This window comes from Micromonospora parva (assembly GCF_000718515.1).
GTDB lineage: Bacteria > Actinomycetota > Actinomycetes > Mycobacteriales > Micromonosporaceae > Micromonospora > Micromonospora parva.
In genome coordinates, this window is the sequence record NZ_JNZS01000026.1 from 1 (window position 1) to 25,612 (window position 25,612).

Annotated in this window: 24 protein-coding genes; 10 read left to right on the plus strand and 14 right to left on the minus strand. The window is 71.7% G+C overall.

Translation table 11 applies throughout. The annotated features are described in order from the left end of the window. Positions 1-101: 101 nt before the first annotated feature. Entirely contained in the window at positions 102-2,258 is a 2,157-nt protein-coding gene (locus IF22_RS0127255; protein ID WP_030336877.1) for an elongation factor G-like protein EF-G2, read from the minus strand. A 249-nt stretch (positions 2,259-2,507) separates the two neighbouring features. Between IF22_RS0127255 and pgsA the strand changes: the two genes are divergently transcribed. From pgsA to IF22_RS0127295, 8 genes are all read left to right on the plus strand, one after another. After that, complete coding sequence (gene pgsA / locus IF22_RS0127260) at positions 2,508-3,137, plus strand: phosphatidylinositol phosphate synthase (protein ID WP_030336879.1); 630 nt, start codon at positions 2,508-2,510, stop codon at positions 3,135-3,137. A gap of 46 nt (positions 3,138-3,183) precedes the next feature. Beyond that, complete coding sequence (locus IF22_RS0127265; protein WP_030336881.1) at positions 3,184-4,116, plus strand: phosphatidylinositol mannoside acyltransferase; 933 nt, start codon at positions 3,184-3,186, stop codon at positions 4,114-4,116. 16 nt (positions 4,117-4,132) lie between these two features. Next, positions 4,133-5,293 carry a glycosyltransferase family 4 protein gene (locus IF22_RS0127270; protein ID WP_030336883.1) on the plus strand — a complete coding sequence of 387 codons (1,161 nt, stop codon included), beginning with the start codon at positions 4,133-4,135 and terminating at the stop codon, positions 5,291-5,293. An 81-nt stretch (positions 5,294-5,374) separates the two neighbouring features. Continuing rightward, positions 5,375-5,878: a hypothetical protein gene (locus IF22_RS0127275; RefSeq protein ID WP_036412400.1), complete on the plus strand. Its 504-nt coding sequence runs from the start codon at positions 5,375-5,377 to the stop codon at positions 5,876-5,878. 150 nt (positions 5,879-6,028) lie between these two features. Continuing rightward, positions 6,029-6,946, plus strand: a complete 918-nt coding sequence (gene pdxS, locus IF22_RS0127280; protein WP_030336887.1) for a pyridoxal 5'-phosphate synthase lyase subunit PdxS — start codon at positions 6,029-6,031, stop codon at positions 6,944-6,946. Positions 6,947-7,049: 103 nt separating this feature from the next. Continuing rightward, a complete protein-coding gene (gene pdxT / locus IF22_RS0127285) occupies positions 7,050-7,652 on the plus strand; it encodes a pyridoxal 5'-phosphate synthase glutaminase subunit PdxT (RefSeq protein WP_030336889.1) in 603 nt (200 codons plus the stop codon). 402 nt (positions 7,653-8,054) lie between these two features. After that, complete coding sequence (locus IF22_RS0127290) at positions 8,055-8,807, plus strand: YebC/PmpR family DNA-binding transcriptional regulator (RefSeq protein WP_030336891.1); 753 nt, start codon at positions 8,055-8,057, stop codon at positions 8,805-8,807. A 116-nt stretch (positions 8,808-8,923) separates the two neighbouring features. Then, a complete protein-coding gene (locus tag IF22_RS0127295; protein WP_030336893.1) occupies positions 8,924-9,544 on the plus strand; it encodes a ribonuclease FAU-1 family protein in 621 nt (206 codons plus the stop codon). A gap of 93 nt (positions 9,545-9,637) precedes the next feature. On the opposite strand, the gene IF22_RS0127300 is transcribed toward IF22_RS0127295, so the two are convergent. The 7 genes from IF22_RS0127300 to IF22_RS0127330 form a co-directional block, all read right to left on the minus strand. Then, the gene (locus IF22_RS0127300; RefSeq protein WP_030336895.1) at positions 9,638-10,699 is read right to left on the minus strand and encodes an ABC transporter permease; all 1,062 of its coding nucleotides are present in this window, start codon (positions 10,697-10,699) and stop codon (positions 9,638-9,640) included. After that, the gene (locus tag IF22_RS0127305; RefSeq protein WP_030336897.1) at positions 10,696-11,589 is read right to left on the minus strand and encodes an ABC transporter ATP-binding protein; all 894 of its coding nucleotides are present in this window, start codon (positions 11,587-11,589) and stop codon (positions 10,696-10,698) included. The genes IF22_RS0127300 and IF22_RS0127305 overlap by 4 nt, the downstream gene beginning before the upstream one ends. A gap of 81 nt (positions 11,590-11,670) precedes the next feature. Next, positions 11,671-12,387 carry a response regulator gene (locus tag IF22_RS0127310; RefSeq protein WP_030336898.1) on the minus strand — a complete coding sequence of 239 codons (717 nt, stop codon included), beginning with the start codon at positions 12,385-12,387 and terminating at the stop codon, positions 11,671-11,673. Next, positions 12,384-13,709 carry a sensor histidine kinase gene (locus tag IF22_RS0127315; RefSeq protein WP_030336900.1) on the minus strand — a complete coding sequence of 442 codons (1,326 nt, stop codon included), beginning with the start codon at positions 13,707-13,709 and terminating at the stop codon, positions 12,384-12,386. Before IF22_RS0127315 ends, IF22_RS0127310 begins: the two co-directional genes overlap by 4 nt. A 114-nt stretch (positions 13,710-13,823) precedes the next feature. Further along, positions 13,824-14,771: a permease prefix domain 1-containing protein gene (locus tag IF22_RS0127320; protein ID WP_030336902.1), complete on the minus strand. Its 948-nt coding sequence runs from the start codon at positions 14,769-14,771 to the stop codon at positions 13,824-13,826. Beyond that, positions 14,768-15,109: a PadR family transcriptional regulator gene (locus tag IF22_RS0127325; RefSeq protein ID WP_030336904.1), complete on the minus strand. Its 342-nt coding sequence runs from the start codon at positions 15,107-15,109 to the stop codon at positions 14,768-14,770. Before IF22_RS0127325 ends, IF22_RS0127320 begins: the two co-directional genes overlap by 4 nt. Before the next feature lie 130 nt (positions 15,110-15,239). Next, positions 15,240-15,839, minus strand: coding sequence for a hypothetical protein (locus IF22_RS0127330; protein ID WP_030336907.1), 600 nt, complete (start codon positions 15,837-15,839; stop codon positions 15,240-15,242). A gap of 133 nt (positions 15,840-15,972) precedes the next feature. Between IF22_RS0127330 and IF22_RS0127335 the strand changes: the two genes are divergently transcribed. Continuing rightward, positions 15,973-17,394 (plus strand): serine/threonine-protein kinase, encoded by a 1,422-nt coding sequence (locus IF22_RS0127335; RefSeq protein ID WP_030336909.1) that lies wholly within the window; start codon positions 15,973-15,975, stop codon positions 17,392-17,394. A 14-nt stretch (positions 17,395-17,408) separates the two neighbouring features. Here the strand turns inward: IF22_RS0127335 and IF22_RS0127340 are convergent, their stop codons facing one another. From IF22_RS0127340 to IF22_RS0127350, 3 genes are all read right to left on the minus strand, one after another. Next, positions 17,409-17,954, minus strand: a complete 546-nt coding sequence (locus IF22_RS0127340) for a hypothetical protein (protein WP_030336911.1) — start codon at positions 17,952-17,954, stop codon at positions 17,409-17,411. After that, positions 17,951-18,490 (minus strand): RNA polymerase sigma factor, encoded by a 540-nt coding sequence (locus IF22_RS0127345; RefSeq protein WP_030336913.1) that lies wholly within the window; start codon positions 18,488-18,490, stop codon positions 17,951-17,953. Before IF22_RS0127345 ends, IF22_RS0127340 begins: the two co-directional genes overlap by 4 nt. Before the next feature lie 116 nt (positions 18,491-18,606). Continuing rightward, positions 18,607-19,227, minus strand: coding sequence for an L-threonylcarbamoyladenylate synthase (locus IF22_RS0127350; RefSeq protein ID WP_030336914.1), 621 nt, complete (start codon positions 19,225-19,227; stop codon positions 18,607-18,609). Between the two features lie 145 nt (positions 19,228-19,372). Between IF22_RS0127350 and dnaE the strand changes: the two genes are divergently transcribed. Next, entirely contained in the window at positions 19,373-22,903 is a 3,531-nt protein-coding gene (gene dnaE, locus IF22_RS0127355; RefSeq protein ID WP_030336915.1) for a DNA polymerase III subunit alpha, read from the plus strand. 83 nt (positions 22,904-22,986) lie between these two features. On the opposite strand, the gene abc-f is transcribed toward dnaE, so the two are convergent. The 3 genes from abc-f to IF22_RS33410 form a co-directional block, all read right to left on the minus strand. Further along, on the minus strand, positions 22,987-24,624 hold the full coding sequence (gene abc-f / locus IF22_RS0127360; protein ID WP_030336916.1) for a ribosomal protection-like ABC-F family protein: 1,638 nt from the start codon (positions 24,622-24,624) through the stop codon (positions 22,987-22,989). Between the two features lie 289 nt (positions 24,625-24,913). Next, complete coding sequence (locus tag IF22_RS0127365) at positions 24,914-25,318, minus strand: type II toxin-antitoxin system VapC family toxin (RefSeq protein ID WP_030336917.1); 405 nt, start codon at positions 25,316-25,318, stop codon at positions 24,914-24,916. After that, positions 25,315-25,515: a hypothetical protein gene (locus tag IF22_RS33410; protein WP_156057918.1), complete on the minus strand. Its 201-nt coding sequence runs from the start codon at positions 25,513-25,515 to the stop codon at positions 25,315-25,317. The genes IF22_RS0127365 and IF22_RS33410 overlap by 4 nt, the downstream gene beginning before the upstream one ends. Between the last annotated feature and the right edge of the window lie 97 nt (positions 25,516-25,612).

Sequence of the window (25,612 nt, forward strand, 5' to 3'; positions counted from 1 at the left end):
GACATATGCCGCGACAGCGACATAAGGACGACAGAAAGCGCAAGATCGCCGCAGGGCAGGGCAGGGCAGGGCGGGGCGGGGCGGGGCGGGGCGGGGTCGGGTTACGCGGGTTGTTCCTTGCGGACCTGGTCGGCCAGGTGGGTGGGCATGGGGTCGTGGCGGACGAAGTGCCGGCGGAAGGTGCCGGTGCCGGCCGTCATGGAGCGCAGCTCGACGGCGTAGCGGAGCAGTTCGGTGGCCGGCACCTCGGCGCGGACGAGGGTGCGGCCCTCGGCGTCCGGGTCCGGTTCGGTGCCGAGCACCCGGCCGCGCCGACCGGACAGGTCGCCCAGCACCGTGCCCACCGAGCCGTCCGGAACCCGGATGCTCACCTCGTCGATCGGCTCCAGCAGGGCCGGCTGACCACGCTCGGCGGCGTCGCGCAGCGCCAGCGCGCCGGCGGTCTGGAAGGCCGCGTCGGAGGAGTCGACGCTGTGTGCCTTGCCGTCGACCAGTGTCACCCGCAGGTCCACCACCGGGTGGCCGGCGACCAGCCCGCGCTCCAGCTGGGCACGGACGCCCTTCTCCACCGACGGGATGTAGTTGTGCGGCACCGCGCCGCCGACGACCCGGTCGACGAACTCGAAGCCGCTGCCGCGCGGCAGCGGCTCGACCTCGATGTCGCAGACCGCGTACTGGCCGTGGCCGCCGGACTGCTTGACGTGGCGGCCGTGCCCCTTCGCGGGCACTGTCAGCGTCTCGCGCAGCGACACCCTGACCGGCTCGGTGTCCAGCTCGACGCCGCCGGCACGCAGCCGGTCGAGCACCACGTCCGCGTGTGCCTCGCCCATGCACCAGAGCACCAGCTGGTGGGTCTCCGGGTTGCGCTCCAGCCGCAGGGTGGGGTCGCCGGCGACCAGTCGGGCGAGGTTGCGGGCTAGGGCGTCCTCGTCGGCGCGGCTGCGGGCGACGATCGCCACCGGCAGCAGCGGCTCCGGCATCTCCCAGGGGGCGATCAGCAGTGGCTCGTCCCTGGTGGAGATGGTGTCGCCGGTCTCGGCGCTGCCCGACTTGGTGATCGCGCAGATGTCACCGGCCACGCAGAACGACACCTCCCGCAGGGTGGCGCCCAGCGGGGTGTAGATGTGCCCGACCCGCTCGTCGGCGTCGTGGTCGGGGTGTCCGCGTTCGGCCAGGCCGTGGCCGGAGACGTGCACCGTCTGGTCGGGGCGCAGCGTGCCGGAGAAGACCCGGACCAGCGAGACCCGACCAACGTGGCGGTCGACGGTGGTCTTGACGACCTCGGCGACGAGCGGCCCGGCCGGATCGCAGCTCAGCGGCGGACGCGGTGAGCCGTCCACGCCGGTCACCGCCGGCAGCTCGTGCTCCAGCGGGGAGGGGAACGCGGCGGTCAGCACCTCCAGCAGCACGTCCAGCCCGACGCCGGTCTGGGCGCAGACCGGCACCACCGGGTAGAAGTGGCCCCGGGCGACGGCCTTCTCCAGGTCGTCGATGAGCACCTCGTCGCTGATCTCCTCGCCGTCGAGGTAGCGGTCCATCAGGGTCTCGTCCTCGCTCTCGGCGATGATCCCCTCGATCAGCTCGTCGCGGGACTCGTCGATGGCCCGCTGGTGCTCCGGGTCCGGGTCGCGGACGTCGGCGGGCAGCCCGGCGCTGTAGTCGAAGACCCGGCGGGTGATCAGGCCGAGCAGACCTTCGGTGGACACCCCGTCGTCGCCGAGCATCGGCAGGTAGAGCGGCATCACGTTGTCGCCGAAGAGGCGCTGGCAGAGCGCCACCGTCTCGTCGACGTCGGCGCGGGGCTGGTCCAGTCGGGCCACCGCGACAGCCCGGGGCATGTCGACGGCGGCGCACTCCTCCCACAGGGCGACGGTGGCCGCGTCCATGCCGCCCGCGGCGGAGACCACGAACAGCGCGGCGTCGGCGGCCCGCAGCCCGGCGCGCAGCTCACCGACGAAGTCGGCGTACCCGGGCGTGTCCAGCAGGTTGACCTTGATGCCGTTGTGCAGCAGCGGCGCGCAGGACAGGCTGACCGAGCGCTGCTGGCGTACGGCGGCGGGGTCGTGGTCGCCGACCGTGGTGCCGTCGACCACGGTGCCGGCGCGACCGATCGTGCCGGTCGCCGCGAGCAGCGCCTCGACCAGGGTGGTCTTGCCCGCCCCGGAGTGGCCGACGAGCACCACGTTGCGAACCCGCTCGGGCTCGGTCACCACCGGCGTGCCGCCCGTGGAACCCTTGTCGTGACTCTTCTGCGCCATGGGGCGCACCTCCCTCAGCCGGTGGTGGTGGCGACCGCCGCGCGACGGGAAGCGGCCCGGGGCGAGTGCGCGGCGATATCCTCCGGTGGTCTGCTGCACAGCGGGAACTCAACGGGCGGACGGGTGAGCTGGCTCACCTCCCGGCTCGATCTCACACCCGTTGCCGGACAGGCACAAGCCTCCCCCGGGCGGGTCGGCGGTACCGTCCGTATCGGCAGAGCTGGGCGGACCGTTATCGTGGGGACCGCCATGGCGAAGATCTTCCAAGTGTCGGCCCGCGCGGGGATGACCCGCGTCGTCGAGCCGATTGCCCGCGCCCTGCTGCGCGCGGGCGTCACCCCCAATGCCGTCACCGTCGCGGGCACCGTTGGTGTGCTCGTCGGCGCGCTCGGCTTCGGTGCTCGCGGCCATCTGGTCGCGGGCGCGTTGATCGTCACCCTGTTCGCGCTCACCGACCTGCTCGACGGGACGATGGCCCGGATGAGCGGTGGCTCCACCCGGTTCGGCGCGTTCCTCGACTCAAGCATGGACCGGGTCGCCGACAGCGCCGTCTTCGGCGCTGTCGCGTACTGGCTGGCCACGCAGGGCAACTACTCCGGGGTGGCCGCCGCGTTGGTCTGCCTGGCCGCCGGCAGCCTGGTCTCCTACGTGAAGGCCCGCGCCGAGGGGCTGGGCATGACCTGCAACGTGGGCATCGCCGAACGCACCGAGCGGCTGCTGATCGTCGGCGTCGGCGGGATCCTCACCGGCCTGAACGTGAAGCCGGCGCTGGAGATCGCGCTCTGGCTGCTCGCCGCCGTGTCGATCTTCACGGTGGGCCAGCGGATGACGCACGTCTACCGCCAGGCCCAGCAGCTCCAGCCGGACGGTCAGGCGTGAGTGGCCTGCCGGCGACCCGCCGTCGGAAGACCGGCGGCCGAGTCGCGTGAACCTCACCGAGCTGGGCTACATCGCCGGTTGGCGGGTGATCCGCGCGCTACCCCGGCCGTTGGTGGCGGCGGCGTTCCAGGCGGGCGCGGACCGCGCCCACCGCGCCGGCGGCGGGGGTACGGCCCGACTGCGCGCGAACCTGCGCCGGGTGGTCGGCCCGGAGCTGCCCGACGCCGAGCTGGACGATCTCGTCAAGCGCGGGCTGCGCTCGTACGCCAGGTACTGGATGGAGGCGTTCCGGCTGCCCAGCCTGAGCCGGTCGCAGATCCTGTCCACCTTCCGGCTGGACGGCGCGGAACTGCTCGCCGCCGACGTGGCGGCCGGCCGGGGCGCGGTGGTGGCGCTGCCGCACGCCGGCAACTGGGATGCCGCCGGCGCCTGGGTGGCGGCCACCGGTTGGCCGCTCACCACGGTGATGGAGCGGCTCAAGCCGGAGGGCGTGTACAAGCGTTTCCTGGCCTTCCGAAAGGTCCTCGGGATGGAGATCCTGCCGACCCACGGTGGGCCGCGCCCGGCCTTCGACGTGCTGCTGGACCGGCTCCGCGCCGGTGCGGTGGTGCCGTTGCTGGCCGACCGGGACCTCTCCGCCCGGGGGGTGGAGGTGGACTTCTTCGGCGGGAAGACCCGGATGCCCGCCGGGCCGGCGCTGCTCGCGCTGCACACCGGCGCGCCGCTCTACGTGGCCTCGATGTGGTACGAGCCGGACGCCGCGTGTGCGTCGCTGGATGGCCCGCTGCCGGTGCCCGGGCCCGAGGTGGGTCCCCTGGACCAGCGGGTCCGGTCGCTGACCCAGTTGATCGCTGACCGTCTGGCGGCGGGTATCGCCCGGCATCCGGAAGACTGGCACATGTTGCAGCGGATGTGGCTGGACCAGGGAAGGTCGGGGGAGGGCGCGGCGCTGCCCTCGTCGGCCTCCGGCCAGGCCTGAGGAGGTGGGCTGACACATGCGGATCGGCATCGTGTGCCCGTACTCCTTCGACGTGCCCGGTGGGGTGCAGAACCATGTCATGGACCTCGCCGAGGCGCTGATCGCGCTGGGCCACGAGGTCAGCGTGCTCGCGCCGGCTGACGACGATTCGCCGCTGCCGGAGTACGTGGTGTCCGCCGGGCGTGCTGTTCCGCTGCCGTACAACGGTTCGGTGGCCCGGATCGCGTTCGGCCCGGTGTCGACCGCCCGGGTGCGGCGGTGGATCACCAACGGTGACTTCGACGTGTTGCACGTGCACGAGCCGCTCACGCTGAGCCTGTCGCTGCTGGCCGTGCTCTCTGCCCGTGGCCCGGTGGTGGCCACGTTCCACACCGCGATGACCCGTTCCCGGGTGCTCGCCGCCGCGCAGGGCGTGCTCCAGATCGTGTTGGAGCGGATCACCGCCCGGATCGCGGTGAGCGCGTTGGCCCGCAAGGTGCAGGTCGAGCACATGGACGGCGGCGCGGTGGAGATTCCCAACGGGGTGGCGGTGGCCAAGTTCGCCGACGCCGAGCCGTTGCCGGGCTGGCCGGGGGAGTGCGCGGCCGGCACCGGGGGCACGCTCGGCTTCCTGGGCCGGTTCACCGAGGCTCGCAAGGGCTTCCCGGTGCTGCGCGACGCGTTCGTGGCGTTGGCCGCCACCCGGCCCGGCCTGCGGTTGCTCGTCGCCGGTCCCGGTGACCCCGACGACCTGTACGACCAGTTCCCCGCCGAGCTGCACGAGCGGATCACGTTCCTCGGCCTGGTCAGCGAAGCGGACAAGGCGCGGATGCTGCGCAGCGCGCACCTCTACGTCGCACCGAACACCGGCGGCGAGTCGTTCGGCATGATCCTCACCGAGGCCCTCGCGGCGGGTACGACTGTGGTCGCCAGTGACCTGGACGCGTTCCGGCGGGTCCTCGACGGTGGGCGGGCCGGTCGCCTCTTCCCCACGGGCGACCCGGTGGGGCTGCGTGACGTGCTGAGTGAGCTGCTGGACGACCCGGCCGGGCGGGCCACGCTGAGTGCCTGCGGCGATCAGGTGGTCGCGAATTTCGACTGGCCGGTGGTTGCTCGGCGCGTTGTGGAGGTATACGCAGCGGCGATCGAGGCAACCGACGGGCGGGTCATCGACCAGGAGTGGGTGGGGCTGGGCTGAGCCGGTGTGACGGATGGTGCGGTGGTGACCGGTGGGACCGGTCCGGCCGCGCCCAATCGGACGAAACGGAGCAGCACTACGATGCCGCACATGTGGTGGGTGGTGGCCGGAAGCGTGGTCGTGGGACTGGTCGCGGCGTACCTCATCTGGACCGCCGGCCGGGTCGAGCGGCTGCAGGGCCGGGCGGAGCTGGCGGCCCGGGCCCTCGACGCCCACCTGCTGCGCCGCGCGGCGGCAGCCGCGGTCCTGGCTGAGCGGCGTTTCGGGGTCGAGCTGTACGCGGCGGCCCGGATCGCCCTGGACGCCAGCCCGGACGAGCGGGAGGCGGCGGAGAACGACCTCACCCGGCAGTTGCGGAGCGTCCAGTTGGACCCGAACGATCCGAGCTGCGCCGCGGTCATCGCCGCCAGCCGTCGGCTCGCGTTGTCCCGGCAGGTGCACACCGACCTGGTCCGGGACGCCCGCTCGGCGCGAAGCCGGCCGCTGGTGCGCCTGTTGCGGATGGGCCGGGGCCGGGAGTGGCCGCGCTACTTCGACATCGACGACCCGACCCTCGTCGTCCCGGCGGACGTCCCCGCCGCCTGATCCCCGGCGGGCGTCGGCCGCTCCCCGACGGCCCGGTGACCACTGCCACAGTGCAGGCCACCGGGGGTCTGATTGGCTGTCGGTACGGCGTTGCACCGCGCGTAGCATTTTCGCTGCCACCCCCACCGCAGGTCCAAGGAGCGATGACCCGTGCCCGAAAACACCGCCTCGAACACCGGTTCCGCCCCCGTCGTCGGCACCGCCCGCGTGAAGCGCGGCATGGCCGAGATGCTCAAGGGCGGCGTGATCATGGATGTCGTCAACGCCGAGCAGGCCAAGATCGCTGAGGACGCCGGTGCCGTGGCGGTGATGGCCCTGGAGCGGGTGCCCGCCGACATCCGCGCGCAGGGCGGGGTGTCCCGGATGAGCGACCCCGACATGATCGACGGGATCATCGAGGCGGTCTCCATCCCGGTGATGGCCAAGGCCCGCATCGGTCACTTCGTGGAGGCGCAGATCCTCCAGTCGCTGGGTGTGGACTACGTCGACGAGTCCGAGGTGCTGACCCCGGCCGACTACGCGAACCACATCGACAAGTGGGCGTTCACGGTGCCCTTCGTCTGTGGCGCGACGAACCTGGGCGAGGCGCTGCGCCGGATCACCGAGGGTGCGGCCATGATCCGTTCCAAGGGCGAGGCGGGCACCGGTGACGTCTCCAACGCCACCACCCACATGCGGAAGATCCGCCAGGAGATCCGCCGGCTCTCCTCGCTGCCGGCCGACGAGCTGTACGTCGCGGCCAAGGAGCTGCAGGCCCCGTACGAGCTGGTCAAGGAGGTCGCCGAGAGCGGCAAGCTGCCGGTGGTGCTGTTCACCGCGGGCGGGATCGCCACTCCGGCCGACGCGGCGATGATGATGCAGCTCGGCGCGGAGGGTGTCTTCGTCGGCTCCGGCATCTTCAAGGCCGGCAACCCGGCCCAGCGGGCCGCCGCGATCGTCAAGGCGACCACCTTCCACGACGACCCGGACGTGCTGGCCAAGGTCTCCCGGGGGCTCGGCGAGGCGATGGTCGGCATCAACGTCGACGAGATCCCGCAGCCGCACCGCCTGGCCGAGCGCGGTTGGTGAGCGCGAGGAGTGAGCCGTTCTTGCGAGCCCCGCAGTCGCGAGGGAAGGACGGGTTGGTGAGCGCGCTCCCGCGAGCCCGACAGCCACGGAAGGAACGGTGCCGATGAGCCGGCCCACCATCGGTGTCCTCGCCCTTCAGGGGGACGTCCGGGAGCATCTGGCGGCGCTGACCGGGGCGGGCGCGGACGCCCGCCCGGTCCGCCGTCCGGGCGAGTTGGACGCGGTCGACGGCCTGGTCATCCCCGGCGGGGAGTCCACCACCATCAGCAAGCTCGTCGACATCTTCGAGCTGCGCGAGCCGATCGACAAGCGGATCGCCGACGGCATGCCCGTCTACGGCTCGTGCGCCGGCATGATCATGCTGGCCACCGAGGTGCTGGACGGCCGCGCCGACCAGCGCGGTTTCGCCGGCATCGACATGACGGTACGGCGCAACGCGTTCGGCCGGCAGGTCGACTCGTTCGAGGCGCCCGTGGAGATCACCGGCGTGCCGGGCGGGGGATTCCACGCGGTGTTCATTCGCGCGCCGTGGGTCGAACGGGTCGGCGCGGGCGTCGAGGTGATCGGCACGGTGACCGGTGGCCCGGCCGCCGAGCGGATCGTGGCGGTCCGGCAGGGCAACCTGCTGGCCACCTCGTTCCACCCCGAGCTGACGGGTGACCCGCGCGTGCACGCGTACTTCGTGGAGCTGGCGCGCACCGCCTGAGCGGCCGACCCGCGCGGCCGGGGCGGCGGCCCTTCCCCGCCCTTTCCCGGAACCCGAGCGGATCCTCGCCCGGCGCGCCCGGCACCCATCCCAAGATCGTGCTTGAACATGGATGTAGTGGTGTCGGCGTGCCGGGGAGGCCACTACTTCCTGGTTCGAGCAAGATCTTGGGCGTGGGGTCTGCACCGGTCGTCATCCCCCGCTGGAGGCGCACCGGGTGCCCCGGGCAGTCCCGGGTGTGACATGGCGGGGTGTGGCCTCGGTAAGATTGCCGCGGTTCGGCAGGGCCGTCGCCCGGCGCGGGCACTTCCCGCGGGGCCGATCGGCCGCCGGATCGCCGGATGCGGCGCGGAATCGGTGCGGCAGTCGACGCAGGCGTGCAATGACAGACGGAGGTAGAAGATGTCCGGCCACTCAAAGTGGGCGACGACCAAGCACAAGAAGGCCGTCATCGACGCCAAGCGCGGCAAGATGTTCGCCAAGCTGATCAAGAACGTCGAGGTGGCCGCGCGCACCGGCGGCGGTGACCCCTCGGGTAACCCGACGCTCTTCGACGCCATCCAGAAGGCGAAGAAGAGTTCGGTGCCGAACGACAACATCGATCGCGCCGTCAAGCGCGGCTCCGGCCTGGAGGCCGGCGGCGCCGACTGGCAGACGATCATGTATGAGGGGTACGGCCCGAACGGCGTGGCCATGCTCATCGAGTGCCTCACCGACAACCGCAACCGGGCGGCCACCGAGGTACGGACCGCGCTGACCCGCAACGGCGGCTCGCTCGCCGACGCCGGTTCGGTGTCGTACATGTTCTCCCGGAAGGGCGTGGTGATCGTCCCCAAGGAGGGCACCACCGAGGACGACGTGATGCTCGCCGTCCTGGACGCCGGTGCCGAAGAGGTCAACGACATCGGCGAGGCGTACGAGGTGGTCTCCGAGCCGACCGACCTGATCCCGGTGCGGACGGCCCTGCAGGATGCCGGCATCGAGTACGAGTCGGCCGAGTCCTCCCTGATCCCCAGCGTCAACGTGCCACTTGACGAAGAGGGCGCGCGCAAGATCTTCAAGCTGATCGACGTGCTGGAGGACTGCGACGACGTCCAGAACGTCTACGCCAACTTCGACGTCAGTGACGACGTGATGGCGGCGGTCGACGCCTGAGCCCGGCCTCCGCCCGCCGCGATCGGGCACTGTCTGCCCCGACCGGGCCGGACAGGACAGATCGCTGGTCGAGAGTGCACGATCGCGGTGGGGTTGGTGGGCGGTGAGGAGGTGCCGTGGTGGTGCAGCGGTTCGCGGCCGGCGACACGGTCATCCGGCGTGAGGTGCTGCGCGGGGAGGTCTGGTTCGGCTGCCCGACGATCTGCGTCGAGGACTCCGCCGACCTGCTCGTCCTCTATCTCCCGCCGGGGGCCGAGTTCGGCTTCCCGGCCGACGGGGTGTTCCCGTGCGGGCGGCACCCGTGGGAGGCCGCCGGGCACCACTCCTGGTCGGGGCACGGCAAGCTGATGCTGCAACGCCCCGGTGAGGCGCACTCGATCGACGTGTTCTGGTCGGGCCCGGGGCGCGACTTCGCCGGCTGGTACTTCAACCTTCAGGACCCGGTGCGGCGTACGCCGATCGGGGTGGACACCCTGGACCACGAGTTGGACCTGTGGTGGGCCGCGGACGCCGACCGGTACGTCTGGAAGGACGTGGAGATGTTCGCCCAGCGCCTCGTCGAGGGGCGCTACCCGGGCATGGGGGACGCCATCCAGGCCGAGGGTGACCGGATCGCCGCCCTGCTCGACACGGGTGAGCGCTGGTGGGACCCGGCGTGGGCCAGGTGGCAGCCCGACCCCGCCTGGTCGGCCCCGCGGCTGCCCGCCGGCTGGGACCGGGTGCCACCCGCGCACTGAGCGGCCCGCCCGGCCGGTCAGGCCGGTGTCGCACGGCGACGGGCGCCGGCATCCGATCAGGACACCGACGCCCGCACCGGCGAACCGTACTGCTCAGCCGATGGTCTCCCGTTCCCGCCAGGCGGTACGCAGGGAGGTTCGGCCGTTGGTGCGCAGCAGCGACCCCTCGTACACCCGGGCCCCGGCGACCACGAACGCGCCGGCGGCGAGCAGCAGGATGACCAGCGAGACGATCGGTTCCCAACCGGCCGCGTCACCGGTGAACAGTCGCAGCGGCATGGCCGTGGGCGACGAGAACGGCAGGTAGGACAGCACCCGCATCGCGGTGTCGTTGTCGTTCAGGAAGATCACCGCGAAGAACGGCAGCATCACGGCGAACTGCACCGGTGTCGACACGGCGGCGATGTCCTCCTGCCGGTTGGCCAGCGCGCCGGCCGCCGCCCACATCGCGGCGAGCAGCACGAAGCCGAGCAGGAAGAACGGCACGAACCAGCCGATCGCCGGGGCGAGCAGGGTGAGCAGGCCCCCGCTGTCACCCATCTGCAGCCCGATCACCGCCACCACCGCGATCAAGGCGATCTGCGCGAACGCCAGGATCGCGCCGGCCACCACCTTGCCGGCCAGCAGGGCCCGGACCGGCACGGCGGCCACCAGGATCTCCACGATCCGGGTCTGCTTCTCCTCGGTGACGCTCTGCGCGATCTGCAGGCCGAAGGTCTGCGAGGTGATGAAGAAGACGAACGCGAAGACGAACGGCACCAGGAACGCCACCACGGGGTTGACCGCGTCCGGGTCGAGCAGGCGTACGGTCGGCTGGCTGCTCAGGGCCCGCACCACGTCGTCGGGGGCCTCGTCCATGGCCACGACGGCGGGTCCGCCGACCACCGCTGCGTCCACGTCGCCGTCGCGGACGGCCCGCTCGGCGGCCCGGTCGTCGGGGACGACCTGGACCTCCAGCCCGGCGGCGCGCAGCGGCGCGGCCACGCTCTCGGTCGCCGCGACGGTGGACGGCCCGCCGGCGAGCAACGGCGGCAGGATGGTGCCGGCCGCCGCGATCAGCAGGAAGAAGAGGGTGCCGAACAGGAAGGTGCGGTCGCGGAGCTTGACGCGGATCTCGCGTTCGGCGACCAGCCGGGTGGCCTGGGTGACGTTCACTGGGTGACCTCTCGGAAGATCTCGGTGAGCGAGGGGCTGACCGGGCGGAAGGCGCGGACCGGGCCGCGGGCCAGAGCCGCCTGGAGGACGGGCTGCTCGTCGGCGCCGGCCGGCAGGTCGAAGACCACCCGGGGGCCGTCCAGCTCGACCACTGTCACCCCGGGGTGGTCGCGTACCCAACCGGCGTCGGCGGCGACCACCAGCTCGTAGCGGGGCACCGTGTACGAGTCGCGCAGCTGCTGCCGGCTGCCGGCGGCCCGGATCACCCCGTCCCCGATGATCACCAGGTCGTCGCAGAGGCGCTCCACGACGTCGAGCTGGTGACTGGAGAAGAGCACGGGCGCGCCGGCCGACGCCCGTTCCCGCAGCACGGCGACGACGGTGTCGACGGCCAGCGGGTCGAGCCCGGAGAACGGCTCGTCGAGCACCAGCACCTCGGGGTCGTGCACCAGCGCGGCGGCGATCTGCGCGCGTTGCTGGTTGCCCAGCGACAGCGTCTCCAGCAGGTCGTTTCCGCGTTCACCGAGCCCGACCCGCTCCAGCAGGGCGTCGGTGGCACGGCGTGCCGCGGCGGCGTCCAGGCCGTGCAGCCGGCCCAGGTAGGCGACCTGCTCCCGGGTGGTCATCTTCGGGTAGAGGCCGCGCTCCTCCGGCATGTACCCGAAGCGTCGGCGGTCCTGCCGGGTCAGCGCCGTGCCACCCCAACTGACCTCGCCCGCGTCGGCGGAGAGCACCCCCAGGATGATCCGCATGGTGGTGGTCTTGCCGGCGCCGTTGGCGCCCACGAAGCCGGTCATCCGCCCGGCAGCCACCTCGAAGGACACGTTGTTGAGCACCTGCCGGTCGCCGAAGCTGCGGTCGACGCCGTCGAGGCGAAGCGTTCTGGTCACGCGCTGATGCTAGATCGAGTACGCCGTTGCGCCGTCCGCCCGGCGGCGGAGCGGGCGGGTCCGCCGGGCGGTGGACGCCGGTCACCCGCCGGGGCGGACCACCCCGTTCTCGTACGCGAAGACCACTGCCTGCACCCGGTCACGCAGGCCGAGTTTGGCCAGCACCCGACTCACGTGCGTCTTCACCGTCGCCTCGCCCAGGTGGATGGTCGTGGCGATCTCGGCGTTGCTCGACCCGGCGGCGAGCAGCATCAGCACCTCCCGCTCGCGCGGGGTCAGCTCGGCCAACGCGGCCTCGGCGTCCGGGCCCCGGTGGGCGGTGCCTGTCGGGTCGCCGGGTCGGGCGAAGGTGGAGATCACCCGGCGGGTGATCTCCGGAGCGAGCAGACCGTCGCCCCTGGCCAGCACCCGGATCGCCTCGACCAGCTCCTCCGGCGTGCCGTTCTTGAGCAGGAAGCCGCTGGCCCCGGCCCGCAGCGCGGCGAAGAGATAGTCGTCGCGGTCGAAGGTCGTGAGGATCAGCACGGCCGGCCCACCGGGCCCGTCGGCGGTGATCTGCCGGGTGGCCTCCAGGCCGTCCATCCCGGGCATCTCCACATCCATGAGTACGACGTCCGGGCGGGTGGCCCGGGCCATCGCGACGGCCCGTTCGCCGTCGGCGGCCTCACCGACCACCTCGATGTCGTCCTCCACCTCCAGGATGACCCGGAAGCCGGTACGGACCAGGTGCTGGTCGTCGGCGAGCAGGACCCGGACCGTCGGGCCGGTGTCCGGTGTGTGGTGTGCCGCCGCGCTCATGCCGACGGCCCCGCGCCGGCTGCCGCCTGCTGCCTGTCGCTCGGCCTCGGCTGCGGGCTGATCGGGGCCGCCAGGGGGAAGCGGGCGCGTACCCGCCAACCGCCGCCGGCCCGCGGCCCGGCCTCCAGGTCGCCGTCGTGGGCGCCGACCCGTTCGCGCATCCCGATCAGTCCCAACCCGACGCTGTCGGCCCGGCCGCCGCCCCGTCCGTCGTCGGTCACGTCGACCTCCACCTCGCGGGCCAGGTAGCGGACCCGCACGTCCAACAGGTTCGCTCCGGCGTGCTTCAGGGTGTTGGTCACCGCCTCCTGCGTCACCCGGTAGGCCGCCTGCGAGACGGACGCGGGCAACGTGACAGCGTCGCCGTACACCCCGAGGGTGGTCGTCAGCCCGGCGGCGCGCGCCCGCTCGACGAGTTCGTCGATCCGCTCCAGGCCGCCGGCCGTCGGCGGCGCGGCGTCGGTCCCGGCGGTGGTCCGCAGCACGCCGAGCATCCGACGCAGCTCGTCGACGGCGGTGCGGGCGCTCTGCTCGATGGCGGTCAGTGCCGTGCGGGCCTTGCCCGGGTCGCGGTCGAAGACCCGGCGGCAGGCGGATGCCTGCACGCCCATCACCGACACGTGATGGGCCACCACGTCGTGCAGCTCCCGCGCGATCCGGACCCGTTCGCCGAGCACCGCCCGCTCCCGGGCCTCGGCCTGCGACCGGCGCAGGTCCTCGGCCTGGGTGCGCAGTTCGTGTTCGCGCCGCGCGGCCACCCACGCGGTCTCGCCGAAGAAGTACGCGAAACCGAACACCAGCACGTTGAGCAGGACGCCGGTGACCATCGCGGCGAGCACCGGCGGCACCGGTCCGACCGCACCGGCGAAGGCATCCGCCGGAATGTGGTCGATCATCACCGCGTAGTAGACCCCGAGCCAGGCGAACATCGTGGCGATCACCCCGACTCGCAGTCGGCGCGACAGCTGGCGGTCCTGCCCCCAGGCGCCGACGGTGTAGATGGCGCAGAACAGGGCCCAGGGGGAGAACTGCGTCTCGGGTGCCGATCGTGCCTGCGCGGCGATGAACATCACCGCGACGACCAGCAGGGTGGCGGCCGGCCACCGTCGTCGCCAGATCAGCGGCAGGGTCACCGCGACGGTCCAGAACAGTTGCTCCGGCCCGGACGGCGGCGGGCCCAGCAGGAACGCCCCAGTGCTGCGGGCCAGGGTGAGGCTCACCAGGGCCAGCCCGGTCATCCCCAACCCGAGCCACAGGTCGTTGCGGCGCTGCTCGGCCGTTGGACCGGGGCGGTGCCATTCCCCCTGCGGTGCGGCGGTCATCCGAGAACGATGCCACGTGCCCGCCCGGGCGGGGTCGGCGGGCGGGTCACTGCCGGCCAACGGGCGGGCGGCCCGGCGCGGGGTACGCGCCGGGCCGCCGTCTGAGGGTGTCGCTCACGCCGTCTGGCGTCGGGTCTTGATCGCGGTGTCGATCAGGTCCCAGACCACCACCACTGCCGTTCCCACCGCGATCGCCGCGCCGAGGAGGTTTCGGTTGTCGGCATCCGCCAGCCAGCTCAGCCGCTCGCCCAGGGCCGGGTTGAGCAGCCGGTCGGAGAGCGCCAACCACACCAGCGGCACGGAGAACGCCAGGTTGAGCAGCACCTTGGTGCCGAAGAGACGCCAGGTCCAGCGTCCGATCCGGTACTTGACGATCTCGAAGATCACGCTGGCGACCAGCACGACGATCAGCGCCGGCAGCCAGAACGACCAGAGAGCCGGGTCGAGGATCGCGATGTTCTCGCCGTCGGTGCCGCGCACCCAGGACTGGAAGTGCTGGATGGGCAGGTACGCGATGGTCGCCACCAGCATGACCACCGAGGCGATGGTGTCGGCGAGCGGGATGCCCCGGTGCACCGGGGCGTCGGGCAGCTGGTCGACCGTCCAGTCCGGCAGGTTCACCGGCGTTTGGGAGCGCTCGATGATGGCGAAGGTCAGGGTGAGCCAGAAGGCGATCTGCACCGCCACCTGCAGGGCGACGACGAGGCCCGGACCGATGGCTCCGAAACCTTTCCCCTCGGCCGCCTCGACGATGGTGACGATCGTGCCGACGAGCGCCGGGATGAAGCTGAGCAGCAGTTTCAGCAGCCGCAGCCAGACCAGGTAGTAGGTCGGGCCGATGAGCTGGAGTCGACGGTCGGCGTACCGGGCGGCCAGCACGTCCGGGTTGCCCAGCTCGGTGAGCACCTCCCGCTCGGCGGTGGTGGCGTCCTGCCCGCCGTCGGTCCGACCCTCGATCATGTCCTCGATGGAGGCCCGCAGCTCGCTGGCGATCTCGTCGCGGCGCTGGGCGGGCACCGAGCGCAGGGTGGCGGCGAGGTAACGGTCGGTCAGGGTGTTCATCGGTCCACTCCTTGGATCAGCCCGGTGATGGAGGTCTGCACGGCGGCGAGGTCGTCGAGCAGCCGGCTCAGCATCGACTCGCCCTCGTCGCTGGTCCGGTAGAACTTGCGCGGCCGGCTCTCCGCGGTATTCCACTCGCTGGTCAGCAGCCCCTGGTCCTCCAGGCGGCGCAGCAGCGGGTAGAGCGTGTTGGCGTCGACCGGGAAGCCGTGGTCGGTGAGCCGTTGCAGCAGTGCGTAGCCGTAGTCCGGCCGGCGGAGCGCGACCAGGCTGGCCACCACGACGGTGCCTCGACGCAACTCCTGCAGGTGCGTCCGTAGAACATCCTCGCTAACCATGTGTCACACCATACTGTGTGCCACACACTAATGTCTAGCCCGACATCATCGTGTCCGCCCAACCTCCGAATCGGGCCGAGCGGCGACGCGGGGCGCCGGTCGACACCGGACGCCCCGCGGGTGGGTCGAATCAGCAGGACCCGCCCTGCCGGAAGTTCCGCTCGACGAAGCTGGCCGGGCCGACCTGGAAGTAGCCCACCCCCGGCCGGATCGGGTGCCCGGTGAACAACTCCACCCGCGACCCGACCCGCACCAGGTACGCCTCGGCGTCCCCCGCGTCGTTGCGGATCAGCGACCCCCGTCGGCCGTAGATCGCCTCCAACTCGGCGAACGACATGCCGACACCGGCGCCGGCGGGAGATCGCGGCGGGTTGGTGGCCGTACCCACCTCCACCAGGCGCCCGTCGCGGAAGGCCAGCAGGAGCACACCCGCCCAGGAACCGGTGGCTCCGGCGTGCACCACCGGGCCGCAGCCCGACGCGGTCCAGTCGATGTGCCCGTTCGCGGTGAGCGCCGCCAGGCTGGCGCCGATGCGGTACACGCCGGCGCCACGCACGCTGAGCACCTGCGGGTGGCTGTGTCCGACGGCGGCGGCGAGCGGACCGCGCGCCGACGCGGGCGCGGTGCCGCCGACCGGGGGCGCGGCGGTCGCCGGACCGGCGACCGTCGCCGGGACGAGCGTGCCGAGCGCCAACGCGGCGGTGGTGAGGAGGATCGCGGGACGGTTCATGACGGCTCCTTCGGTGCGGGGTCTCCTGCCCTGTTAGTCACCGCGCCCGGGCCAACGGTTCGTCGAGATCGCGAACCGCTCGGTCTACTGTGCAGAGAAACGCCGACCGACCGCGCTGGCCGGGGGTGAGACGGTGACGGCTCCACTGCGGATCGGGCCCTACGCCATCGAGCGACTGCTCGGCGTCGGTTCGTTCGCGACGGTCTGGCTGGGTTACGACCGGGCGCTCGACGCGCACGTGGCGATCAAGGTGCTGGCCGAGAACTGGAGCCACGACCTACGCGTCCGGGAACGCTTCCTCGACGAGGCCCGGTTGCTGCGCCGGTTGGAGCACGAGCGGCTGATCCGGGTGCACGCCCTGGGTGAACTGCCCGACGGTCGGCCGTACGCGGTCCTGGCCTGGGCGGACGGGGGCAGCCTGCGGGACCGGCTGGCCGCCGGCGAGATCCCCGTGCCGGCGGCGTTGCGGCTGCTCGGCGAGGTCTGCGCCGGGGTCGCCGTGCTGCACCGGCACGGCGTCGTGCACCGCGATCTCACCCCCGGCAACATCCTGTTCCGCTGCGCCGGCCCCGACGGCGCGGAACAGGTGCTGATCGCCGACCTCGGTCTCGCCAAGGCGCTCGCCGCCGCCTCCGGGCTGACCGCCCGGGCCGGCACCCCGGGATACATGGCCCCCGAACAGGACGATCCAGGCGCGGTGGTCGACACCCGCGCCGACGTGTACGGGCTCGGCCGCCTCGGCATCCGGCTGCTGGCCGCCGACCCGACCGGAGCGAACCCGACCAGCCCCGATCCGCACCGGCGCACCCCGGGGCTCCGACTGCGGCACGACGTGCCCGCGGCGGTCGCGGCGGTGCTCGCCCAGGCCACCGCCCACCGCCCGGCCGACCGCTACCCCGACGCCGCCACCCTGCACGCCGCGTTGACCCGTGCGAGCGACCCGGCGCGGCTGACCATCGCGACCCGTCCCGTACCGCGGCAGCCGCCACCGCGACCGGGAGCCCGCCGCCGGTTGCGGCTGGCCGGGGCCACGATGGTGGCCGTCGTCGCGGTGGGCGCGGTGGGCGCCGAGTCGGGTGGCACCGGGTCGGCTCGGCCGGTCGGCGGCACGTACACGGCCGGGCCGCTGACCGTGGCGTTGCCGCCCGGCTGGTCCGCCACGGGTGCCACCTGGGCCGGTCAGTACGGTGCCGACGGCGAACCCGAACCAGCCCTGGTGATGTCGCCGCAACCCCGCCGGTGGGCCGTCGACCCTCGCCTGCCCGGCGCGTTCGTGGGCCTCTCCGCGAGCACGGCGGCACGCACCACGCCGGCCGGTTTCCTGGCCGAGCGGACGCACGGCGACTGCACGCCGGCACCGGCCCGGACCACCCGGCAGGCGGGCATCGAGTGGATCGTGGTGGCGTACCGCTGCGACCGGGACCGGCCGCAGATCATCGAGTCGGCCGCCCTGCACCCCGGCCGGGCCGCCCTGGTGTACGTGCAGCTCACCCCGCCAGCGCAGAGCGGACCCACCTTCGTGGACACCCTGCTCGCCGGGGTACGCCTGCGGTAGGTGCCGAACGCGCCCTAGCGGACCACCACTGTGACGGTGTGCTCCCGGTCGTTTTTGGGGATCGTCACGGCGACGGTGCCGGGGCGGACGAAGCGGATGTCCACCACGCCCGCCTCGTACTGCTGGGAGACCAACTCCGGGCGGTCCACGGTGACGAGGCCCGGCCCGATGCCCTGGATCCGCAGCACCGCGCCGGTGGCGAAGCAGAGCGACTTCAGCAGCTCGATCTCGGTCTCGGCGAGCGGCAGGTCGTAGCGGACCGCGCCCAGACAGGCCGGCGTCGTGTCGGTCGGCGGGGGAGTCGTTCGGGGCGTACCCATGGTCCTGCTGGGGGTTGGCGGTGCGGCGGCCGGGCGCGTGCTGGTCGGCGGCGGTCGCGACGGCGACCCGGTGGGCGCGGGGATCGCCGTGCTCGCCGGGATCGGGGAGGGGGTCGGCGTCGAGCGGGTCGGGGCGGGCGGTTGGACGGGCAGCGGCGAGACGGCGTCGGTGCCGCAGGCGGCGACCCCCACCGTGGCCGTGAGGATCACGACGAGCCGGCGCAGCGATCGCGGGTTCATTCGGCGTCGAGTCGTTGGCGGACCTGCCGCCGGGCCAGGTGCAACCGGGACTTCACGGTGCCCACCGGCACGTCGAGCAGGGCGGCGATCTCCGGGTAGCTCAGCCCCAGGACGTCGCGCAGGGCGACCACCTCGGCGAGGTCGGGGTGGACCGCGTCGAAGGCGTCGAGCAGGTCGAGGCGGGTGCCCGCGATCACGCTGGTCCGCCGGGGGTCGGCCTGGTCGGGCAGCGGCACGCCGCCGGCCTCCAGTCGGCAGCGGCGGCGCAGCGTGCGGTACGTGGAGCGGGCCCGGTTGGCGGTCAGCCGGTGCAGCCAGGTGCGGAACGAGGAGCGCCCCTCGAACCGGGTGATGCTGCCGGCCAGCGCCAGCAGGGCGTCCTGGCAGGCTTCCTCGGCGTCCTCCCGGTTGGGCAGGAACCGGGCGCACAGCCGCAGCACCTCCGGGCGCACCGCGACCAGCAGGGCGTTCAGCGCGGCCGGGTCGCCGTGCGCGGCGGACCGGGCCAGCGCGTCGATGTCGTCCGCGTCGGGCATGCCGGGTGTCCAATGCTCGCCGGTGCCGATCCCCGGAGCGTACGACCGCCGCCGCCGTAGTGGCCCCGTACCGTCCGGCACCCGACGCGAACCGGCACCCGACGCGAACCGGCGCCCTACTCGAAGCGGGACACGTCCCCGGCGCCCCGGCGCAGAATCTCCGGCTCGGGCCCGGACAGGTCGATCACCGTCGTCGGCTCCATGCCGCAGTCGCCGGCGTCGAGCACCGCGTCGAGCTGGTGGTCGAGCCGTTCCTTGATCTCCCAGCCCTGCGTCATCGGCTCCTCGTCGCCGGGCAGGACCAGCGTGCTGGACACCAGCGGCTCGGCCAGCTCGGCCAGCAGCGCCTGGGTGACGACGTGCCTTGGCACCCGCACGCCGACGGTTCGCTTCTTCGGGTGCAGCATCCGGCGGGGCACCTCGCGGGTGGCCGGCAGGATGAACGTGTAGCTGCCCGGGGTGGACGCCTTCACCAGCCGGAAGACCGAGTTGCTGATCTGCACGAACTGGCCGAGCTGCGCGAAGTCGTGGCAGACCAGGGTGAAGTGGTGCCGGTCGTCGAGGTGCCGGATCTGCCGGATGCGGTCGAGTCCGTCCTGGTTGCCCAGCTGGATGCCGAGCGCGTAGCAGGAGTCGGTCGGGTAGGCCACCAGCCCACCGCCGCGGATCAGGTCGGCGACCTGGCCGATGACCCGGGGCTGCGGGTTCTCCGGGTGCACGTCGTAGTACCTCGCCATCCTGGAGAGCCTAGGCCCATCCGGGGACGATCAGGAGACGAGGGCCACCCTCGGCGCGGACGGTGGAGCCGCCGAGATCACCTCGGTAGGGTAGGTCCCGGTCGGCTCCGACCAACAAGATCCACACCGCCGGGGGGCGCCACGCATGGCTGATTCGTTCGCGCATCTGCACGTGCACACCGAGTACTCGATGCTCGACGGAGCGGCCCGACTGAAGGACCTGTTCGCCGAGGCCAAGCGGCTGGGCATGCCCGCTGTGGCGATCACCGACCACGGCAACATGCACGGCGCGAACGACTTCTACAACCAGGCGATGGCCGCCGGGATCACCCCGATCCTGGGCGTCGAGGCGTACGTGGCGCCGGAGTCGCGCTACCACAAGGCGCGGGTCAAGTGGGGTCGCCCGGAGCAGAAGAGCGACGACATCTCCGGTAACGGCGCGATCACCCACAAGACGATGTGGGCGAAGAACGCGCAGGGCCTGAAGAACCTCTTCACCCTCAACTCGCGCGCCTCCATGGAGGGGCACTACGTCAAGTGGCCCCGGATGGACATGGAGCTGATCGCCGAGCACGCCGAGGGGATCATGGCCACCACCGGCTGCCCGTCCGGCGCGGTGCAGACCCGGCTGCGGCTGGGTCAGTTCGACGAGGCGCTCAAGGTCGCCGCCAGCTACCAGGACATCTTCGGCAAGGAGAACTACTTCCTGGAGATCATGGATCACGGCCTCTCCATCGAGAGCCGGGTCCGCGAGGGGCTCACCGAGATCGCCCGCAAGCTGGACATCCCGCCGGTGGTCACCAACGACTCGCACTACACCCACGAGGCCCAGGCCACCGCCCACGACGTGCTGCTCTGCGTGCAGACCGGCAGCAACATCGACGACCCCAACCGGTTCCGGTTCGAGGGCGGCGGCTACTTCATCAAGAGTGCCGACCAGATGCGCGCCGTGGACTCGTCCGAGCTGTGGCAGGAGGGCTGCCGCAACACCCTGCTGGTCGCCGAGAAGGTCGACCCGAAGGGCATGTTCGAGTTCCACAACCTGATGCCGCGCTTCCCGGTGCCCGAGGGTGAGACCGAGGAGTCCTGGTTCCGCAAGGAGACCTTCGCCGGCCTGGGCCGCCGCTACCCGAACGGCATCCCGGAGGGGCACGTCGTCCAGGCGGAGTACGAGCTGGGCGTCATCAACCAGATGGGCTTCCCGTCCTACTTCCTCGTGGTCGCCGACTTCATCCAGTGGGCGAAGAACCAGGGCATCGCGGTGGGTCCGGGCCGTGGTTCGGCCGCCGGCTCGCTCGTGGCGTACGCACTGGGCATCACCGACCTGGACCCGATCCAGCACGGCCTGATCTTCGAGCGGTTCCTGAACCCCGAGCGGGTCTCGATGCCGGATGTCGACATCGACTTCGACGAGCGCCGGCGCGGTGAGGTGATCAAGTACGTCACCGACAAGTGGGGCGAGGACAAGGTCGCCCAGATCGCGACCTTCGGCACGATCAAGGCGAAGGCCGCGATCAAGGACTCGGCCCGGGTCCTCGGCTTCCCGTACGCGGTCGGCGACCGGATCACCAAGGCCATGCCGCCGGCGGTGATGGGCAAGGACATCCCGCTCACCGGCATCTTCGACAACAAGCACCCCCGCTACGCCGAGGCGGGCGAGATCCGCGGCCTGTACGACTCCGACCCGGACGTCCGCAAGGTGATCGACACCGCCAAGGGCATCGAGGGGCTGATCCGGCAGACCGGTGTGCACGCCGCCGGCGTCATCATGTCCGCCGAGCCGATCATCGAGCACATCCCGTTGATGCGCCGCGACGCCGACGGGGCGATCATCACGCAGTTCGACTACCCGACCTGCGAGTCGCTCGGGCTGCTGAAGATGGACTTCCTCGGCCTGCGCAACCTGACGATCATCGACGACGCGGTCAAGAACATCGAGCTGAACCACGGTCTCAAGCTCGACCTGCTGGCCCTGCCGCTGGACGACAAGGCCGCGTACGAGCTGCTGGCCCGCGGTGACACCCTCGGCGTGTTCCAGCTCGACGGTGGGCCGATGCGGTCGCTGCTGCGGTTGATGAAACCGGACAACTTCGAGGACATCTCCGCCGTCCTGGCCCTGTACCGGCCCGGCCCGATGGGTGTCGACTCGCACACCAACTACGCGCTGCGCAAGAACGGCCTGCAGGAGATCACCCCGATCCACCCGGAGCTGGAGGAGCCGCTGCGGGAGATCCTGGCGCCCACCCACGGCCTGATCGTCTACCAGGAGCAGGTGCAGCGGGCCGCGCAGATCCTCGCCGGTTACAGCCTCGGTCAGGCGGACCTGCTGCGCCGGGCGATGGGTAAGAAGAAGAAGGAAATCCTCGACAAGGAGTTCATCCCGTTCCGGGACGGCTGCCGCGAGCGCGGTTACTCCGACGAGGCGATCCAGGCGGTGTGGGACGTCCTGGTCCCGTTCGCCGGGTACGCCTTCAACAAGGCGCACTCCGCCGCGTACGGGCTGGTCTCCTACTGGACCGCGTACCTGAAGGCGCACTACCCGGCCGAGTACATGGCCGGGCTGCTGACCAGCGTCGGCGACGACAAGGACAAGATGGCGCTCTACCTGGCCGAGTGTCGCCGGATGCGCATCCAGGTGCTGCCACCGGACGTGAACACCTCGGCCGGGCCGTTCACCCCGGTCGGCAAGGACATCCGCTTCGGCCTGGCCGCCGTGCGCAACGTCGGGGCGAACGTGGTCGCCTCGATCATGCGCTGCCGGGAGGAGAAGGGCGACTACACCGACTTCTACGACTTCCTGTCCAAGGTGGACGCGGTGGTCTGCAACAAGAAGACCATCGAATCGCTGATCAAGGCGGGCGCGTTCGACTCGATGGACCACCCCCGCAAGGGGCTGCTCGCGGTGCACGCCGACGCGATCGACGCGTACGCCGACGTCAAGCGCAAGGAGGCCGTCGGCCAGTACGACCTGTTCGGCGCCGGCTTCGGTGACGCCGACACCGGCAGCACCACAGTGATGCCGACCATCGGTGACAGCGAGTGGGACAAGCGCGACAAGCTGGCCTTCGAACGGGAGATGCTCGGCCTGTACGTCTCCGACCACCCGCTGTTCGGTTTGGAGCACATTCTCAACGCGGCGGCCGACACCACCATCGCCTCGCTGGCCGAGGAGGGCGGGGTGCCCGACGGGGCGGTCGTCACCCTCGCCGGCATTCTCTCCGGGGTGCAGCGCCGGGTCACCAAGCAGGGCCGGGCCTGGGCGTCGGCCACCCTGGAGGACCTGGCCGGCGGGGTGGAGACGCTGTTCTTCCCCAACACCTACGAGGTGATCGGGCAGTACATCGCCGAGGACGCCATCGTGGTGGTCAAGGGTCGGGTGGACCGCCGCGACGACACCCCACGGATCATGGCGATGGACATGTCCATGCCGGACGTCAGCACCAGCGCCACCAACAAGCCGGTCACCCTCACCATCCCGGTGCACCGGTGCACACCACCGCTGGTGGAGAAACTCAAGGAGACCCTGGTGCTGCACCCGGGCGACACCGAGGTGCACGTCAAGCTGCAGAACGGCGGGCGTACCACCACCCTGCGGCTGGGGCCGTTCCGGGTGGCGCCGACGACCGCCCTGATGGGTGACCTGAAGAGCGTCCTCGGCCCGGCCAACGTGAGCTGAGCGGGCCGGCCCGTCGGCGTGAGCTGACCGGGGCCTCGGCCCGGCCGGGCGTTCGTCCGACCGGGCCGAGGACACCGCCGGGCTCAGCCCCGGTCGGGGGCGCTGATCTCCCGCAGTTGGCCGTCGGCCAGCCGCAACCAGCGCTGCACGCCGATCTCCGCGAGGAACCGTTCGTCGTGGCTGACCACCACGAACGCCCCCTGGTACGCGGCGAGCGCGCTCTCCAACTGACCGACGCTGACCAGGTCCAGGTTGTTCGTCGGTTCGTCGAGCAGCAGCAGTTGCGGTGCCGGTTCGGCGCAGAGCACACAGGCGAGGGTGGCGCGTAGCCGCTCGCCACCGGAGAGCACCCCGACGGGCAGGTTGACCCGGGCGCCCCGGAACAGAAACCGGGCGAGCAGGTTCATCCGCCTGGCGTCCGGCAGGCTCGGCGCGTACGCGGCGAAGTTCTCCGCCACCGTACGGTCGAGGTCCAGCAGGTCCAGCCGCTGCGACAGGTACGCGATCCGCCCGTCGGCCCGCTTGATGTCGCCGCCGGCCGGCTCCAGGTCGCCGGTGACCAGGCGCAGCAGGGTGGACTTGCCGACGCCGTTCGCCCCGGTGAGCGCGATCCGTTCCGGCCCCCGGATCACCAGGTCCGCGCCGTCGCCGCCGAACAGGTCCCGGTCGTCGAAGCGGGCCCGCATCCCCTGGCCGGAGAAGACCGTGCGCCCGCCCGGGACGCTGGTGTCCGGCAGATCGACGGTGATCCGGTCCTCGTCGCGTACCGCCCGCCCCGCCTCGTCGAGTCGGGCCTTGGCCTGCCCGAGCCGGCCGGCGTGCGTCTCCTGCGCCCTGCCCGCCGACTCCTGCGCGCTGCGCTTGAGACCGCCGGCCACGATCCGGGCCAGACCGGCGTTCTTCAGGTTCTTGGCGGCGTTGCTGGCCCGCCGGTCGGCGCGCTCCCGGGCCTGCTGCATCTCCCGCTTCTCCCGCTTGACCTCCTGCTCGGCGTTGCGCAGGTTGCTCTCGGCGACCTCCCGCGCCGCCTGCACCGCCTCGGTGTAGGCGGTGAAGTTGCCCCCGTACCAGCGGATCTCGCCCCGGTCCAGCTCGGCGATGCGGTCCATCCGGTCCAGCAGTTCCCGGTCGTGGCTGACCAGCAGCAGACACCCGGACCAGCCGGTGAGCACGTCGTAGAGCTTGTGCCGGGCGTCCAGGTCCAGGTTGTTCGTCGGCTCGTCGAGCAGCAGCACGTTCGGGCGGCGCAGCAGTTGCGCCGCCAGGCCGAGGGAGACCACCTGACCGCCGCTGAGGGTGTGCAGCCGCCGGTCGAGCGACAGTTCACCCAGGCCGAGCCGGTCCAACTCCGAGCGGGTGCGCTCCTCGATGTCCCAGTCGTCGCCGATGGTGGCGAAGTGTTCCTCGCTCGCGTCGCCGGCCTCGATGGCGTGCAACGCCGCGACCCGCTCGGCCACGCCCAGCACCTGCGCCACGCTCAGGTCACCGGCCAGGGGCAGCGTCTGCGGGAGGTAGCCGAGCAGGCCGTCGACGGTGACGCTGCCACCGCTGGGCCGCAGCTCCCCGGCGATCAGCCGCAGCAGGGTGCTCTTGCCGGCGCCGTTGGGCGCGACCAGGCCGGTGCGACCGCCCGGCACCGTGAAGGACAGGTCCGAGAAGACCGGGGTGTCGTCCGGCCACGAGAAGGACAGATTCGAGCAGACGATGAAGGCATCAGACATGGCGAGTGACCTCAGAGGGTGGGCTGGGCGTGCGTAAGCCGCCCGACGACGAACGGGAACGGTGGAACGACGTCATGGCCATCGCGGCTGCGCCTTACGCGCGCCGAACCGATGGCCGAACACATCCGGTCTCACCCGGAGATGTCGTCGTCACCCGCCATGTCTGGTCTCCCTGGTCGTACCACTGACCCAACGCCGCCGAGTCTAACAACGGATCTCCACCCCGCCACCGGGTTACCAGCCAGGTGCCGCTTCGCGGTATCGGACAGCCACTTCGGCGCAGCCGGCGCTAGGAAACGTCGAAGAGGCGTAGCCCGTCGTACTCGGCGAAGTCGGCGAAATCTTTGCCGTTGAAAGGCGCCAGTGGCAGCCGGTCGACCAGGCAGCAAGCCGCGATCCAGGAGTCGTTGGTCGGTCGGGGGAGCCCTCGGTGCTGAGCCCGTGCTTGGAGGTGACCCCAGGTGACCGCCACCGCCTCGTCGAAGGGAAGCAGCACGATTCCCGAACGCCACTGCGCGAGATCAGCCAGCTTGCGCGGACCCCAGCTGCGCAGTGCCGTCCACTTGGTCAGCTCGCCGAGCGTCACGAAGGTGATGCAGAGGGTCTTACCGGCCAGGCGGGCACGGAGACGTTCAGGTAGTCGCCCGCGGAGGATTGCTGACGCGACGTCGGTGTCCAGAACGACGAGGCTCATGCGGCGCCGGCCCGCCGAGAGGTGTACAGGTCGGTGAGGAACTCGTCCAGTTCCTCGTCCGACTCGAAGAGACCCGGACGGGCCAGGTCGTCCACGGAGGCGACCGGCTGGACGCCCTGACGACGGGCCAACTCCTCGGCCGGCACGTGGTCAGTCGTCGGCCATTCGGGCATCTGTTCGGCATTGCTCGACGTCACGGCTCGCTCCTGCACATCGGGTCGGCCCAATTCTTCCACCTCCGACATCGATGGGCGGCATCTCGCGTTGATGTCGGGGAGTCAAGCTGTACCGCGC

What these genes read in the sequence shown, in the direction of transcription:
- IF22_RS0127255 (WP_030336877.1), bottom strand. Translation starts at nt 2,258, where the DNA reads ATGGCGCAGAAGAGTCACGACAAGGGTTCCACGGGCGGCACGCCGGTG.
- pgsA (WP_030336879.1), top strand. Translation starts at nt 2,508, where the DNA reads ATGGCGAAGATCTTCCAAGTGTCGGCCCGCGCGGGGATGACCCGCGTC.
- IF22_RS0127270 (WP_030336883.1), top strand. Translation starts at nt 4,133, where the DNA reads ATGCGGATCGGCATCGTGTGCCCGTACTCCTTCGACGTGCCCGGTGGG.
- IF22_RS0127275 (WP_036412400.1), top strand. Translation starts at nt 5,375, where the DNA reads ATGCCGCACATGTGGTGGGTGGTGGCCGGAAGCGTGGTCGTGGGACTG.
- pdxT (WP_030336889.1), top strand. Translation starts at nt 7,050, where the DNA reads ATGAGCCGGCCCACCATCGGTGTCCTCGCCCTTCAGGGGGACGTCCGG.
- IF22_RS0127290 (WP_030336891.1), top strand. Translation starts at nt 8,055, where the DNA reads ATGTCCGGCCACTCAAAGTGGGCGACGACCAAGCACAAGAAGGCCGTC.
- IF22_RS0127310 (WP_030336898.1), bottom strand. Translation starts at nt 12,387, where the DNA reads ATGAGCGCGGCGGCACACCACACACCGGACACCGGCCCGACGGTCCGG.
- IF22_RS0127315 (WP_030336900.1), bottom strand. Translation starts at nt 13,709, where the DNA reads ATGACCGCCGCACCGCAGGGGGAATGGCACCGCCCCGGTCCAACGGCC.
- IF22_RS0127320 (WP_030336902.1), bottom strand. Translation starts at nt 14,771, where the DNA reads ATGAACACCCTGACCGACCGTTACCTCGCCGCCACCCTGCGCTCGGTG.
- IF22_RS0127325 (WP_030336904.1), bottom strand. Translation starts at nt 15,109, where the DNA reads ATGGTTAGCGAGGATGTTCTACGGACGCACCTGCAGGAGTTGCGTCGA.
- IF22_RS0127330 (WP_030336907.1), bottom strand. Translation starts at nt 15,839, where the DNA reads ATGAACCGTCCCGCGATCCTCCTCACCACCGCCGCGTTGGCGCTCGGC.
- IF22_RS0127340 (WP_030336911.1), bottom strand. Translation starts at nt 17,954, where the DNA reads ATGAACCCGCGATCGCTGCGCCGGCTCGTCGTGATCCTCACGGCCACG.
- IF22_RS0127345 (WP_030336913.1), bottom strand. Translation starts at nt 18,490, where the DNA reads ATGCCCGACGCGGACGACATCGACGCGCTGGCCCGGTCCGCCGCGCAC.
- IF22_RS0127350 (WP_030336914.1), bottom strand. Translation starts at nt 19,227, where the DNA reads ATGGCGAGGTACTACGACGTGCACCCGGAGAACCCGCAGCCCCGGGTC.
- dnaE (WP_030336915.1), top strand. Translation starts at nt 19,373, where the DNA reads ATGGCTGATTCGTTCGCGCATCTGCACGTGCACACCGAGTACTCGATG.
- abc-f (WP_030336916.1), bottom strand. Translation starts at nt 24,624, where the DNA reads ATGTCTGATGCCTTCATCGTCTGCTCGAATCTGTCCTTCTCGTGGCCG.
- IF22_RS0127365 (WP_030336917.1), bottom strand. Translation starts at nt 25,318, where the DNA reads ATGAGCCTCGTCGTTCTGGACACCGACGTCGCGTCAGCAATCCTCCGC.